This is a genomic window from Natronosporangium hydrolyticum, assembly GCF_016925615.1.
GTDB lineage: Bacteria > Actinomycetota > Actinomycetes > Mycobacteriales > Micromonosporaceae > Natronosporangium > Natronosporangium hydrolyticum.
In genome coordinates, this window is sequence record NZ_CP070499.1 from 3404870 (window position 1) to 3418414 (window position 13545).

The window sequence follows — 13545 nt, forward strand, 5'->3', positions numbered from 1 at the left end:
CGCACGCGGTCACTGCTTCGGTTGCGGCTGGAGCGGCCGCGAGCAACGGCTGGCGCGGATACGAGCCGCCTACGACCCGGATCACCTGTTCGGCGAGGCGGCGCGCCAGCCCTGACGGTTACGCCCGATCCGGCCGGGGGCGGCTACACCTTCTTCCCTGCGGAACTGCCCTCGGGAAGGTAGGGGAACGCGACATCCATCACGTGGTCATCCAGGTCGGCATCAGGCACGTTTGTCACATAGACCTCGCGGCAGGGCATCGTAGCGATCGGCTCGCCGTTGGCGTGGACCCACTGAGCGACCGCGTCGTATGCGTGCAGGATCTGCGGGAACTGGGCCTCCCGGTTGGTCAGCGGAGTGAACGCCTCATGATGTTCCGGCTCCAGCCGGATCGCGATGTCGGCGGCCGGCTCAACCGAGCCTACGAACGGCACGCACACCTCGACCAGCGATGACTGATCCGGTGTCACAGGCCCATGGAAGATGGTGTAGGTCGGCTCCTCGGGAGTGGTGCCGTTGGTACGCAGTCCCAGCGCGATCAGATGGTCGAAGATCGTGGTGAAGCTACGCATGATGAACTTCTCCAGCTCGGGCTGGAACATTTCCTTCCCGATAAAAGCGAGTTTGCGCTCAGGGACGACTCGGGTACGGATCTCCATGGTCGGTTCTCCTCTGGGTGAGAGACGGGCGGTGACATAACGCGCTAGACCCCGCCGGTTCTGGAACTCCCGCTGTTCGCTCACCCACCACTCGTGGAAGATCGCCAGACCGTCGTCAGGTTCAGCGTCGAGCACGTCGCGGATAGTTGCGAGGGGGGTTCCGATCCGGCGTAGCGCGCCGATCAGGACGGCACGCTCGCACTGGCGTGGTGAGTAATATCGATATCCACTGTGCGGGTCGACGTGGGCGGCGGGCAGCAGACCGTTCTCGTCATAAAGACGCAGCGCCTTCAGCGAAAGGCGGGTTAGCGCCGCGAAGCGTCCGATACTCAGCTGCTCGTCGTCCACGGCTGCCATCCTGCAGTCTTCCCTCAGGGAAGGGTCAAGGAACCTGGCGAGCCGGATCCCCGGGATGACCCGGACCGGATCACTGTCCGGCAGCCGGCGCCACATCGCCAGTCCAAGCACAGCAATGTGGCGATGTTCGACACCGAACCGGCCGTCCCGACCGCTGACGGCGGGCGGTAGTGGCCTCACACCCGGCGACGCTCAGTCGACGAGTTCGACGGTCACGGTCGCGACATCGCCCGGCTCGAGCGCCTCCGCCTTTCGGACGGCACGCTTGACCGGCAGTACGTAGCAACCCTTTGCGGCATCCGGGAAGATCGATGTCCGCCACTTGCTGCCTCCGATGGTGACCTGCACCCGCACCGCGCCGAAGCCGCGGCGTGCTCCGCCGGCCACCTCGTGGATCTCCTCGGAGGCCTCGACCGGCAGGCTGACAAAGGTCCACGTGTCGGCCCGCCGCGCATCCCAGAACCACAGCTCAGCGTCGAAGGCAATGACCATCGGCCCAGCGTCACATGCCGGTCCGACGGCCGATGGTTACGCCACCCTCGTACCGTCGCCGTCTCGATGGGCCGCAGCTGCAGCCTCCGGTGGCCTCGTGATCGACAGACGGGGTCAATCGGGTAGCTCGACGTTGACGCCCACGGCTTCATACATGAGCGCCGCTCGACGGTCAAAGCTGACAAGGGTGGCTTCATGCGCAGCGGCTGTCATTCCAATCAACGCGTCATAGACCCGGCCACCCAGGATCTGACGCTCGGCGAGGAGGTCGAGCAACTCCCGGTACTGGTTGTCCGGCAGACTGAGCAGGTGACCTGGGAAGCGACTGGTCAAGAAGGCCCGGACCAGGTCGGCCTGTGCCCGGTGAGGTGGTGGGAGCCGGGTAAGAACCGAATAGGTTTCCAGCGCAGCGTGGGCTACCAGCCGAGGCGACCGGGCGAGGACCTTCCGGGCGGATGCGTGTTGCTCGTGCCAACTCGCGAACCCCGCAATCGCGACGCTGGAGTCCACCGCAATCATCGACGGACCTGCTCCAGAGTTTCACGCACCAGGTCCACAGTCAGGGGCGGCATCTCGACGTCCGCAACAGCCACCACGCCCTCACCCTCGTCCACTAACCGCATCGGGGTGGGCTCCGGCACGATCTCCAACCGTCCGTCTCGGAAGACGATGTCGAGAGGCTGCCCTGGCGCCAGACCGAGCGCGTCCCGGAGCGCTTTGGGGATCACGACGCGGCCGGCCGCGTCGATGGCAGTTCTCATGGCACGATCATACCATCGAATCTGGCGAACTCGCTGCGCTGGCCTTTCCGGCGGCCACCCTGGCGGCCCAGCGACGTTTGTGTTAACAGGTCTCGTAGGCCCTCGGGGCGGGCTACTGATCCGCTGCGGTCTCCGCCGGCGGCCGCAGTGGACACCCGCGAAGGCTGTACGCGAACAGCCCGGCCACGGCCAGTGCGGTGGCGCAGACCGCGGCCGCGGTGGCGTCGGTGGGCTGGATCAGCCAGGCCAGGAGCTGGGTCCCGAGCCGCTCACTCGGCTGCATGAACGGCATGATCGCCACCAGCGTCCAGCCCAGCGGCGGCAGCCAGGACAGCGCCGCACCGAACAGCGCCGCCCCCAGGGCGACCAGCCCGACCAGCCCGACGGTGTTGCGCACCACCAGCGTCAGCGGCTCGAACCGGGCGTCGGTGACGGTGGTGAGCAGCAACATCCCGACGATCACCGCGGTGGCCAGCGCCAGGTGCCCAGCCCGGCGGACCTGCCAGTTGACCGCCCCGGTGCGTTCCAACGCGTCGTCCGCCCCGGCCAGGGTGGCGCCGAACGCGACCACTGCCACCAGCACAGTGATGCTGATCATCCGCGGGTTGACGGTCACCGCATCGGAGAAATAGGACCAGGCCCCCCAGACCAGTGCGACCATGCCGATGGTGACCGCCAGCGCCAGCGGGACCCGCCGGGCCCGCAGGTGGAGCCGCAGCCCGCTCACGGCGCCTGCTCCCCGGTGATCAGTGCCGCCGCGTCGTCCATCCGGCAGTCCAGTGCGGCCTCCCGAGCGGCTCCCATCCGCCGCTGCTGTTCGGCCTCCGGCAACGCGATCAGCTCCTGGTAGACCTCGTTCGCCTCGGCGACGGCGGCATCGTCCAACCACCCCCGCGGTGTCGGCGGTTGGTCGGTCAGCCAGGCGGCGGCAGCCTCCTCGGCGACGGCCCCGATCCGGTACCAGGTGCCGATTTCGCCGCACGCCTGGCGCCAGCCGGCGGAGAGCAGGTCGTGCTCCCAGCCCCCGGCAAAGTAGCCGGCCTGGAGATCGGCCCGCCCGGTCCGGTCAAAGAACGGGCGGTCGAAGACCAGGTCGTCGGCTGGATTCCGGACCGACGGCGGGGCGTCCACCGGCAGCGCCCAGTTCTCGACCTCCGCGCTCTGCACCGCCCGGTTGGGCGGGTTGGGGAGTTTCTCCGCCATCAATCGCAGCGTCTGCCGAGCCGGCGCCACCACGTCGGGCAGCAGCGCGGCGTGCACCTTTCGCACACACACCGGCGGCCCATCGGTGTCGCACACCAGCTCGGTGGCGGTGGCGTCGATCTGCGCCGCACCGCTGTAGCCGTCGGTCGGCAGCAGCGGCACCACCGCCGCGCCGGCCAACAACCCCGGCAGCACCGCCAGCGCAAGCACGCGGCGGCTGGCCGCGGCGAGCAGCAGGAAGCCGGTCACGGCGACCGCCACCAGCCATCCGGTCTGCAGCGCGCTGACCCCGACCGGCATGACCTGAAACTCGTCGACGCCGTCGATAGTCACCGGGTTGAGCAGCATCGACGCCGGTTCGGGCCGGACCTTCTCGAAGTAGTCGTTGTAGCTCATCGACGTTACGACCTGCGGCAGCACTCCCGTCACGACGAACCCGACCACCGCCAGCACCGGCGCGGTCACGATCCGGGGTACCGCCCGGCCGGCCGCCATCCCCAGCCAGCCGGCGGCGATCAACGCCGGAACGCCGACCGCGACCGTCGGCAGCGCTCCGACCGGGAAGTACCCGGCGATCGGCGCCACCAGCGCCACACCGGGGAGGAGCATCAGCAGATACCCGACGGTCAGGGCGAGCGCGAAGCCCACGGCGAGCGGAGCGAGCCGCTGCCAGCGGGGCCGCGGCGCGGTGCTGAAGAGCTCGTTGACCCGGTGCCGCCGGTCGCGGCGGCCGAGCCACGCCCCGCCGGCCAACGCCCCCGGAATGAGCAGCACCAGCGCCGCCCGCCCGGTGAACGCCCACTGGGTCCACCGGCCGGCGAACAGGTCCGTGCCGGTCGCCGTCAGCCCCAGCCCAGCCACCAGCAGCACCAGGGTGATGCCGATGATCGCCGAGCGGCGTACCTCGATGCCCATGATCAGCCCGGTCATGCCGCCGCCCTCCCCCGGTGCACCCGCAGCAGCGCGGAGTAGCCGCGCTCGATGGCGCTGTCCCCGGCGTCGCCCTGGCCGCCCTGCTCCGCCAACTGCGCCGGGGCGCCCTGCCACGCCAGTCGACCCTGGTCGACGAGCACCACCTCGGTGCAGGCCGCCGCGACGTCCTCGACCAGGTGGGTGGAGACCAGCACGCAGGTGTCCTGGCCGAGGTCGCGGAGCAGGTCCCGGAAGCTCATCCGCTGCTCCGGGTCCAGCCCGACGGTCGGCTCGTCGAGCAGCAGCACCTCCGGGTCGTTGACGATCGCCTGGGCGATGCCGGCCCGCCGCAGCATGCCGCCGGAGAGCGTCTTCAGCTTGGAGTCGGCCCGGTCAGCCAGGCCGACCCGCTCGACCGCCCGCTGCACCGCACCCGGCACCTCCGCTTTCGGCAGCTCCTTCAACCAGGCCAGGTACTCGACGAACTCCCGCACGGTGAACCGCGGATAGTAGCCGAAGTGCTGTGGCAGGTAGCCGAGCTGACGGCGTACCCCGCGCAGGTCGGCTCGGCCGGTGACCTCCTGCCCGAGCAGGGTCAGCCGGCCTCCGGCCGGCTTGATCACCGTGGCCAGGGCCCGCATCAGCGTGGTCTTGCCGGCGCCGTTGGGGCCGAGCAGGCCGTGCACGCCGGTGCCGAGCGCCAGGCTCAGACGGTCGACCGCGAGGTGGCGTCCGGCTCGGACGACCAGGTCCTGGGCCTGCACCGCCCAGGTGTACGTGGGGGGTGCGGTCTCCGCCGCGCTGACGGCACGCATCATCAACTCCGGTTTCGGTCGGGAACGGGGTTCAGGTAGACGGCTGGGAACCGGCTTCAGGTAGACAGGTCGAACCGGCTGACCGGCAGCCGGCGGTAGGCTCCCGCCCGGATGAGCAGCACGGCCACCAGCACGGCCAGCACCGCCGCCCAACCGGGCCAGCTGCTGAGTTCCAAAATGGTCGGCAGCCGCTGGCCGACCAGGCTCGGCACCACCACCGCCGCGGACCAGGCCACCGCCAGCCCGAGCGCGGCCCGCTCCACCCCCACCAGCGCACCTATCGCCAGGGCGGCGGCGGTGAAGGCCAGGCACGGCAGCAACCACAGCGCTGGGGAGTGGCCGGTCACTCCACCCGCGACCGCGAGCGCCGGCAGGATCGCCGCCAGCACCGCCAATGTCCGGCGCAGCAGCAGCACCAGCCCGGTCCGGGGGACGCTGGCCAGCAGCTCCCAGGCCGGATCGGCGCGCCGACTCCAGGCGGCGGCCACCGGTAGCAGCGGCGCCACCGGCGCCAGCAGCAGCACCAGCGACGGGATCCGGGGGAAGGCGAGGTCGAACAGAGCCGCCAGCAGGATCAGTCCGGCCGCGGTCGCGAACCAGGGCAGGATCCGGGCGGCGACGCCGGTGCGCCGCAACCGGCTCCGCCGGGCCGGGCCGGGACCGGCGGCGACCCCGGCCGCCACCTCGACGGCCACCCGGTCCAGCAGCTCCCGGGTGGGCGACGGCACCGCGTCGGCGAGCCGGGCCCGACAGCCGGGGCACTCCTCCAGGTGGGCTTCGATCGCCCAGACCCGGGCCTCGTCGAGGGCACCGTCGCCGGTGGCGTAGCGGGCGATGAGAACAGGGGACGGGTGGGTGATCATGATAGTGCCTCCCGCAGCGCGATCCGGGCCCGCCGGGCGTAGGTCTTGACGGTTCCTTCCGGCATGCCGAGCAGCAGCGAGGTTTCCCGGACGGTCAGACCGTCGAGGACCATCGCCCGTAGCACCTGGCGCAGGTTCTCCGGCAGCGCCAACAGCGCCTGCTCCAGGTCCGCGTCCATCCGGTCGGCGAGCACCTGCTCCTCGGCCGCCGGAGCGACCGGCTCGACGGCCAACGCCGCCGGCAGCCGCTCGCGGCGGGCCCGCCGCCGGAACGCGTCCACCAACCGACGGGCGGCGATGGTCCAGAGCCAGCCCACGGCGCTACCCCGGGCAGCGTCATGGGCGACGCTGCCGCCGGAGCGCCAGACTGCGAGGTAGGTCTCCTGGAGCACCTCGGCGACCAGGTCCTCGTCGGCGCAGCGCCGACGCAGCCGAACCGTCAACCAGGGCGCGGTACGCCGGTAGAACTCGTCGAAGGCCGACCGGTCGCCCCGGGCGACCCGGCGCAGCAACTCGCCCTCGTCGAGCGTCTCCAGGTTTCGACTCACACCCCGCAAGACGCCGCACCCCTCCCGCACGGTTTCCCTGTCGCTATGACCCGCGTCACAGGTCGGGGATGAGCGGGCCAGTCAGCCGCGACGAGGCTAGCTGGTCGTGGGAGATCTCAGGCAGGCCGCTTGAGGTCAGCAACGGGTTCGCTGGCTGTGAAACCAGCCGCCGAATAGGTCGCAAGGGCCCCGGCGTTGGAGGTCTCCGCGACCACGACGGCGCTCGACGACCCCATGTCCCTCAAGGCAGCCGCGCCCGCGATAGTGATATCGACTCCATATCCGCGCCCGCGGTGGTCGCGGTGCACACCCATGGGTTCGATGAGCCCGGGCCGGCCGTTGCCAGCACCCCACACCGTGGTGACGGCAACGGCGTTGTCATTTTTGTCGAATGCGATCAGATGCCGCGCGAGATGAGAGAACGGCCCTCCAGCCAAGGTGCCCCACCGCTCTAGGAGGCGTCGCTTGTCCTCGCCACCGAAGGGGGTGCCTTTGAAGGCAGACCAGTGCACTGCGACCCAGGCTTCCGCCTGGTCAGGACCGCTGGTCTCGATTCGGATTTCCTTCTGCTCCATCCGCTCTGTGCCGATCGGATGGGACAAGTCGCAGTGAAATGGTGTCCAGAGCTCATCGGCGATCCACCCTGCGTCCGACAAGTATTTCCGAAGGCTGCGGGCACCTCGTACTTCGACTACTGCTGCTCCGGCAGCCAGGACTCCCGCGTCAGGGTCATTGATGTCTGAGCCGATCTGCCGCGCCAGCTCGTCATCGTCGTACGCTGCTGGATCCATCGCCATGCGCAGAATATCCGGCTTGTCCAGTAACCCCAGGGCGACCATCTCCCCGTTTCGGGACCATACTCGCAGGTTCGCAGCTGTCCTCGTTGCTCCGACCATTGAGTGCCAACCGAGGTCACCGGGGTGAAGTTCGAATGACCTTCGGTCAGTCAGCCAATTGCTCAAATCAACAGCGAGCCGCTGCAGCTCAGTCGCGGCGGGAACGGTCATCAGGGCCGGCATCGGCTCACCTCACCACCCTCGACTCAGCATCAGCAACCCTTTTTGAAGCTCCGACCACGGCGCCCCGCGCAGCCGCCGCCCTCCCCGATAGTGGTTGCAATCTGCCACCACACCGTCTAGCGTCGGTGCTGATTGCAAACCACAACCAGTAGGGCCGACCACGCCGGAGACAGCGCCGCGGACCCACGATGGCAGGGAGGAATCATGTCCGCTCAGATGGCCGACGACTCGACCGCGCCGCAGGCCAGCCTCGGTCCGTTCTCCTCGCCAGGCGCCGCCCTGACGCCGTGGGAGGCCACGGAAGGGGCACTGCGCCGGATCCAGAAGTTCCAGTTGTGCACGGTACGCCGAGACGGCCGACCCCACGTGACACCGTTGCTGGCGATCTGGTCGCACGGCGCGATGTGGTTCGCCACCGGGGAGCACGAGCAGAAAGCCAAGAATCTCAGCGCTAATCCGCACTGCGCGCTCACCGCCGGAACCGACACCCTGACCGGCGTGGACTACATCATCGAAGGCACGGCGAGCCTGGTCACCGACTACGCCGTCCGGGAAGCCGTCGCGACCGCGTTCGAACAGGCCTATGGCTGGCAGCTCACCCGCGAGGACGGAACCTGGTATCAGCTGGGCGATGCCGTCCGGACCGGAGATGTTCAGCTCTACCGGGTCCAGCCGGAGAAGGGGTTCGCCTTCGCGACGGGTAGCGAATCCTCCCAGACCCGCTACCGGTGGCGCTGAGGCCACGGCTGGCTGCTCACCCGCCATCGGCAAAGTGCCGATGATGGCCGCCCGCAGGCAGGGCATCCATGCACTGTGCTCGGCCAGAAATCGCTGGCCGGCGCCCGATTGAGCTGCCACAATTCGTTGCCAGGCGCTGAACCCGAGCCGAGAGGACACACCAATGCGAGCAACTTCCACGCTCCGGACCCTTGACCGTCCTACCGTGGAGGCGCGCGTTGCCGTTGTTGAATCTGGGCGTGGTCGCCCATGTTGACGCAGGAAAGACCAGCCTGACCGAACGCCTGTTGTTCGAGGCGGGGGTGCTCGATGAGCCCGGTTCGGTCGACGACGGTACGACCAACACCGACTCGATGGAGTTGGAGCGCCGGCGCGGCATCACCATCCGGGCGGCGGTCACCTCGTTCGCGATCGACGGTCTCGTCGTCAATCTGGTCGACACGCCGGGCCATCCGGACTTCATCGCCGAGGTCGAACGCTCGCTAGCCGTATTGGACGCGGCCGTGCTCGTAGTGTCGAGCGTGGAGGGCGTGCAGCCGCAGACCGTGGTCATCTGGCGGGCGCTGCGCCGGATCGGCGTGCCCACGGTGCTGTTTCTCAACAAGGTCGACCGGGCGGGGGCCGATGTCGCCCGGACGCTCGCCCAGGTCCGGGCCCGACTTACCCCGCACGCCGTCATGCTGGCCGAGGTCGCCGATGCCGGCCGACGCAACGCTCGCGTACGTCAGCTCCCCCTGGACTCCGATCCGGTCATCGAGGCGGTAGCCGATGTGGACGACGGCGTGCTCGCCGCCTGGTTGGCGGGCGAGCGGGTGAGCCGACGGCGGGTCCGACGCGCGATCAGACGCGGCGTCCCCCGCAATGCGGCGACACCGGTCCTGTGTGGTTCGGCGGTCACCGGGGCCGGCGTGCCGGAACTTCGCCGGGCGCTGGTCGAGCTGTTGCCTCCCGCCGTTGAGCAGGACGGGCCGCTGGCGGGCACAGTGTTCGCCGTCGACCGCGACGAGGTGGGCCGGCGAGCATGGCTCCGGTTGTGGTCCGGCCAGCTGCGGGTCCGAGACCGGATTCCGTCCGCAACTGCCCGCCCGGAGCGGGTCACCCAACTCGAAGTGAGCGAGCCCGGCGGTGGCGTTGTCAGCCCGACGGCTCGGGCCGGCCAGATCGTGGCGGTGCGCGGCACCTCGGCGCAGATCGGCCACACCGTCGGGCAACCACCCCGGCGACGCACCCACCGGTTCCCGCCAGCGACGATGCAGGCGCTGGTCGAGCCGGTGGACCCGACCCAACGCACCGCCCTGTACGCCGGGCTGGCCGAACTCGCCGACGAGGATCCACTGGTCGACCTGCGGATCGACCAGCACGCTGGCGAAGCGTTGATCAGCTTGCACGGCGAGGTTCAGAAAGAGGTTGTGGCCGCGCTACTGAGCGAGCGATTCGGCATCCGCGCCCGGTTCGCGCAGACCATGACCGCCTGCATCGAGCGGGTGGTCGGCGCCGGCGACGGTGCGGAACTCATCAAACAGGACGGAAACCCCTACCTCGCCGGCATCGGTCTGCGCATCGAAGCCGCCCCGGCGGAGCACGGTGTGACCTTCTCCCCCGGCATCGAACGCGGCCGGCTGCCGGTGGCATTCATCACCGCCACCGAGGAGGGAGTACGACGGGCCCTGCGACAGGGCCCGCACGGCTGGCCGGTCACCGACTGCACGGTGACCATGACCTCGTCGCAGTACTGGCCCCGCCAGAGCAAGCCACACCAGAAGTTCGACAAGTCCATCTCCAGCGTCGCCGCCGACTTCCGCAACCTCGCCCCGGTGGTGGTGGCCGCGGCGCTGCGGCGCGCGGGAACCCGAGTGTGCCACCCGGTCAACCGGTTCGAATTGGAGCTCCCCCGCCCCGCTCACAGCGCCGTCGCCGCCCTGCTCGGCCGGCTCGGGGCGCCGATCCTCGACGCCGCGGCCGACGGGGCGTACCTGCGGTTGGTCGGCACTTTGCCCTCGGCGCGGCTGCCGCGGCTCGCCGCGGTCCTACCGGACCTGACCGGCGGTGAGGGCGTCCTGGTGACCCGGTTCGACCACTACGCTCCGGTGACGGACGAACGCCCGCCGACGCTCCGCCGACGCGGACCGGACCCGGCCGATCGCCAGGGATGGTTCCGGGCGGTGCCGCGGTGACCATGATGATGGAGACGCCACCCCGGCAACTCCCGCGGCGCAGGACCGAAGCTGGGTACGGTCGTCCGGTGACCGAAGACGACACCTTCGCCCAGCGGGTCGAAGCGCACCGGCGCGAGCTGCGGGTGCACTGTTACCGCATGCTCGGGTCGTTCGACGAGGCCGAGGACCTGGTACAGGAGGTGTTCCTGCGGGCATGGCGCGGGCGGGACGGGTTCGCCGGGCGGTCATCGCTGCGCACCTGGCTCTACCGGATCGCCACCAACGCCTGCCTGGACGCGCTCGACGGCCGGAAACGGCGGCTGCTGCCCGATCAGGCGGGGCCGCCGGCCGGGGCCGGGCAGCTCGCCGGCGATGGTGACGCCGGTCCGTGGCTGCAGCCGTTCCCCGACCACCTGTGGGAGCCAGCCGCGCCGAGCGCGGACGAGCCCGAGTCGATGGTCGTCGCCAGAGAGACGTTGGAGCTCGCGTTCCTGGTCGCGATGCAGCACCTGCCACCCCGGCAGCGCGCCGCGGTGATCCTGTGCGATGTGCTCGGCTGGCCGCCCCGGCAGACCGCGCAGGCCCTCGACGGCAGTGTCGCGTCGGTCAACAGCGCGCTGCAACGAGCCCGGGCCACGCTGCGCGAGCACCTGCCGGCGGGCCGGGCCGAGTGGGCGCCGCCCGCGCCGCCCAGCGAGGAGGATCGGCGGGTGCTGCGCCGGTACATGGCCGCGGTCGAACGAGGTGACCTCGACGGAGTCGCTGAGCTACTAGCGGCCGACGTACGCGCGACGATGCCGCCCTACCCGGAGTGGTTCGCCGACCGCGAGTCGGTCCTCGCGGCGCTGGCGGCCACCTGGGACGAAGCCTCGCCGGACTACATCGGAACGTTTCGGCTGGTCGCAACGAGCGCCAACGGCCAGCTCGCCGCGGCGAGCTACCGACGGCCGCCCGGCGGGCAGGTCTTCGAACCGTTCGGGATCGGGGTGCTGCGGGTGCGGGACGGTCGGATCAGCGACATCGTCGCCTTCCACGAGCCGGAGCTCTTCCCGGCGTTCGGTCTGCCGCCGCACCTGGACCCATAAGACACCTGAACCCATAGGGCTGGACCCGTGAGTCCCGACCGATGAGGTTTCGCGGTGGTTGCCGTCTACACGAATAAGAGAAGCAATCACCGCGAGGAGGACGGCATGAGCGACTTCGAACCACAGACCGCCGAGGGCAAGGTCCTGTGGCACTTCACGATGTCCCTGGACGGCTTCGTGGCCGGGCCCGACCATGATATGAGCTGGATGATGACCGGCATCTCGATGCAGCCCGGTCTGGTCGACCAGTACGTAACGACCACCGGGGCGGTGCTCGGGGGCCGGCGCGGCTGGGACGCGTTCCCCGACGCCGAGGGCATCTATGGTGGGGCCTTCACCGGGCCGGTCTTCGTGATGACCCACCACCCGGACGACGCCGAACCAGCCGACCGCGTCACGTTCCTCGACTGCGACCTGGCCGAGGCGGTGCGGATCGCGTTGGCGGCTGCCGGCGGCAAGAACGTGGAGGTGCTGTCGCCGGACATCGGCCGCCAGCTGCTCCAGCGGGGGCTGCTCGACGAGATCGACCTGCACATCGCGCCGGTGCTGCTGGGGCAGGGCATCCGGCTCTACGAGCAGCTCGGTGGCGACCCGATCTACCTCCACCGGGTCGGCGCGGATGATCCGACGGCCGAGGTGAGCGTACGGTACCGGCCGGCGACGAAATAGCCGCTCGCCGGCAGGAGCGGAATGGCCGCCCCACGGCACCCGCCTGGGTGGCGGGCCTGACTTCATCTCCCCTGGTCACGGGTTTGCTATCGGCCGATCCGCACCTAGACTGGTGACGCGACGCGACCACTGAAAGTAATCAGAGGCGTACCGGCCCACCTTCGTACGCGCGCTGGTGATGGTGCCCATCCCGCAGACCGATCCGGTCGGCGCCATCGGGGGTTACTGGGCCCGGCCCCGCCGGGCGAGCGACAAGGAAGTGGCGCAGCTGCAGTCGCTGGCCGCCGCCACGGCGCAGGCGCTGGTCGGCTTCCCGCAGGTTCCCCACACCGCTGGCGTGGGCGAGTCCTGGTGAGATCTCACCACCAGCGGGCCACACTGTCGTCATGGACACGCACATGCTCGAGACCGCCGAGGTCGACCTCGTCTATGACGTGCACGGCCCGCTGCCCCCTGCCGACAGACGTCCGCCACTCTTCCTGATCGGCCAGCCGATGGACGCCAGCGGCTTCGCCACCTTGGCGTCCTACCTCCCGGACCGCACGGTGGTCACCTACGATCCGCGCGGGCTCGGCCGCAGCCGACGCAAGGACGGCCGGGTCGACCATGTCCCCACGGTCCAGGCGGCCGACGTGCACACCATCATCCAGGCGTTGGGCGCAGGACCGGTCGAGATGTTCGCCAGCAGTGGCGGTGCGGTGACCGCGCTGGCACTGGTGGCCGCCTATCCCCACGACGTGACCACCCTGGTAGCCCACGAGCCGCCGCTGATCCCGGTGCTGCCCGATGCGCAGGCTGCCGAACGCGCCCGCGGCGGTGTCCGCGCCACCTACGAAGCCAACGGGTCGAACGCTGGCATGGCGGCCTTCATCGCCATGACGTCATGGCGAGGCGAGTTCACCGACGACTACTTCAACCAGCCCCCGCCGGACCCCAGCCAGTTCGGCATGCCGAACGAGGACGACGGCTCCCGCGACGACCCGCTGCTGTCCGACCGGTCCTGGCCGGTCAGCAGCTACCAGCCCGACGTGGCTGCACTGGCCGCAGCACCGACCCGCATCGTCATCGCCGTCGGCGAGGAGTCGACGGACATCTTCACCGGACGCACCGCAGCGGCCACCGCCGAACTACTCGGCCAGCAGCCGAGCGTGTTCCCCAGCCACCATGGCGGATTCCTCGGCGACGAGTCCGGATACGCCGGCCAGCCCGAGGCCTTCGCGAACCGGCTGCGTGCGGTCCTCGCCGGGGACAACTGACCCGGGCGCAAT

16 protein-coding genes are annotated in these 13545 nt (G+C 70.0%); 6 read left to right on the forward strand and 10 right to left on the reverse strand.

Translation table 11 applies throughout. The features are described 5' to 3' along the window. Positions 1-143: 143 nt before the first annotated feature. The 10 genes from JQS43_RS15135 to JQS43_RS15180 all read right to left on the reverse strand — a co-directional run bounded on the left by JQS43_RS15135 (position 144) and on the right by JQS43_RS15180 (position 7629). Positions 144-1007, reverse strand: coding sequence for a MerR family transcriptional regulator (locus JQS43_RS15135; protein ID WP_239675034.1), 864 nt, complete (start codon positions 1005-1007; stop codon positions 144-146). A gap of 201 nt (positions 1008-1208) precedes the next feature. Beyond that, a complete protein-coding gene (locus JQS43_RS15140) occupies positions 1209-1508 on the reverse strand; it encodes a DUF1905 domain-containing protein (RefSeq protein WP_239675035.1) in 300 nt (99 codons plus the stop codon). 114 nt (positions 1509-1622) lie between these two features. Beyond that, entirely contained in the window at positions 1623-2027 is a 405-nt protein-coding gene (locus tag JQS43_RS15145; protein ID WP_239675036.1) for a type II toxin-antitoxin system VapC family toxin, read from the reverse strand. Continuing rightward, on the reverse strand, positions 2024-2269 hold the full coding sequence (locus tag JQS43_RS15150; RefSeq protein ID WP_239675037.1) for an AbrB/MazE/SpoVT family DNA-binding domain-containing protein: 246 nt from the start codon (positions 2267-2269) through the stop codon (positions 2024-2026). Before JQS43_RS15150 ends, JQS43_RS15145 begins: the two co-directional genes overlap by 4 nt. A gap of 112 nt (positions 2270-2381) precedes the next feature. Then, positions 2382-2996 (reverse strand): hypothetical protein, encoded by a 615-nt coding sequence (locus JQS43_RS15155; RefSeq protein WP_239675038.1) that lies wholly within the window; start codon positions 2994-2996, stop codon positions 2382-2384. After that, the gene (locus tag JQS43_RS15160) at positions 2993-4402 is read right to left on the reverse strand and encodes a hypothetical protein (RefSeq protein ID WP_239675039.1); all 1410 of its coding nucleotides are present in this window, start codon (positions 4400-4402) and stop codon (positions 2993-2995) included. Before JQS43_RS15160 ends, JQS43_RS15155 begins: the two co-directional genes overlap by 4 nt. After that, positions 4399-5202, reverse strand: a complete 804-nt coding sequence (locus JQS43_RS15165; protein WP_239675040.1) for an ABC transporter ATP-binding protein — start codon at positions 5200-5202, stop codon at positions 4399-4401. Before JQS43_RS15165 ends, JQS43_RS15160 begins: the two co-directional genes overlap by 4 nt. 53 nt (positions 5203-5255) lie before the next feature. Continuing rightward, positions 5256-6062, reverse strand: coding sequence for a zf-HC2 domain-containing protein (locus JQS43_RS15170; RefSeq protein WP_239675041.1), 807 nt, complete (start codon positions 6060-6062; stop codon positions 5256-5258). Next, complete coding sequence (locus tag JQS43_RS15175) at positions 6059-6610, reverse strand: RNA polymerase sigma factor (protein ID WP_239675042.1); 552 nt, start codon at positions 6608-6610, stop codon at positions 6059-6061. The genes JQS43_RS15170 and JQS43_RS15175 overlap by 4 nt, the downstream gene beginning before the upstream one ends. Before the next feature lie 116 nt (positions 6611-6726). After that, positions 6727-7629, reverse strand: a complete 903-nt coding sequence (locus JQS43_RS15180) for a GNAT family N-acetyltransferase (protein ID WP_239675043.1) — start codon at positions 7627-7629, stop codon at positions 6727-6729. Positions 7630-7833: 204 nt separating this feature from the next. Here JQS43_RS15180 and JQS43_RS15185 point away from each other — a divergent pair, with 204 nt between their 5' ends. The 6 genes from JQS43_RS15185 (at position 7834) to JQS43_RS15210 (ending at position 13533) form a co-directional block, all read left to right on the forward strand. Beyond that, positions 7834-8367 carry a pyridoxamine 5'-phosphate oxidase family protein gene (locus JQS43_RS15185; protein WP_239675044.1) on the forward strand — a complete coding sequence of 178 codons (534 nt, stop codon included), beginning with the start codon at positions 7834-7836 and terminating at the stop codon, positions 8365-8367. A gap of 218 nt (positions 8368-8585) precedes the next feature. After that, complete coding sequence (locus JQS43_RS15190; RefSeq protein ID WP_239675045.1) at positions 8586-10541, forward strand: elongation factor G; 1956 nt, start codon at positions 8586-8588, stop codon at positions 10539-10541. Between the two features lie 5 nt (positions 10542-10546). Then, on the forward strand, positions 10547-11608 hold the full coding sequence (locus JQS43_RS15195) for a sigma-70 family RNA polymerase sigma factor (protein ID WP_420847706.1): 1062 nt from the start codon (positions 10547-10549) through the stop codon (positions 11606-11608). Positions 11609-11713: 105 nt separating this feature from the next. After that, positions 11714-12277: a dihydrofolate reductase family protein gene (locus JQS43_RS15200; protein ID WP_239675047.1), complete on the forward strand. Its 564-nt coding sequence runs from the start codon at positions 11714-11716 to the stop codon at positions 12275-12277. A gap of 178 nt (positions 12278-12455) precedes the next feature. Continuing rightward, positions 12456-12632, forward strand: a complete 177-nt coding sequence (locus JQS43_RS15205) for a hypothetical protein (protein WP_239675048.1) — start codon at positions 12456-12458, stop codon at positions 12630-12632. Between the two features lie 31 nt (positions 12633-12663). After that, entirely contained in the window at positions 12664-13533 is an 870-nt protein-coding gene (locus JQS43_RS15210) for an alpha/beta fold hydrolase (RefSeq protein ID WP_239675049.1), read from the forward strand. Positions 13534-13545: the final 12 nt, after the last annotated feature.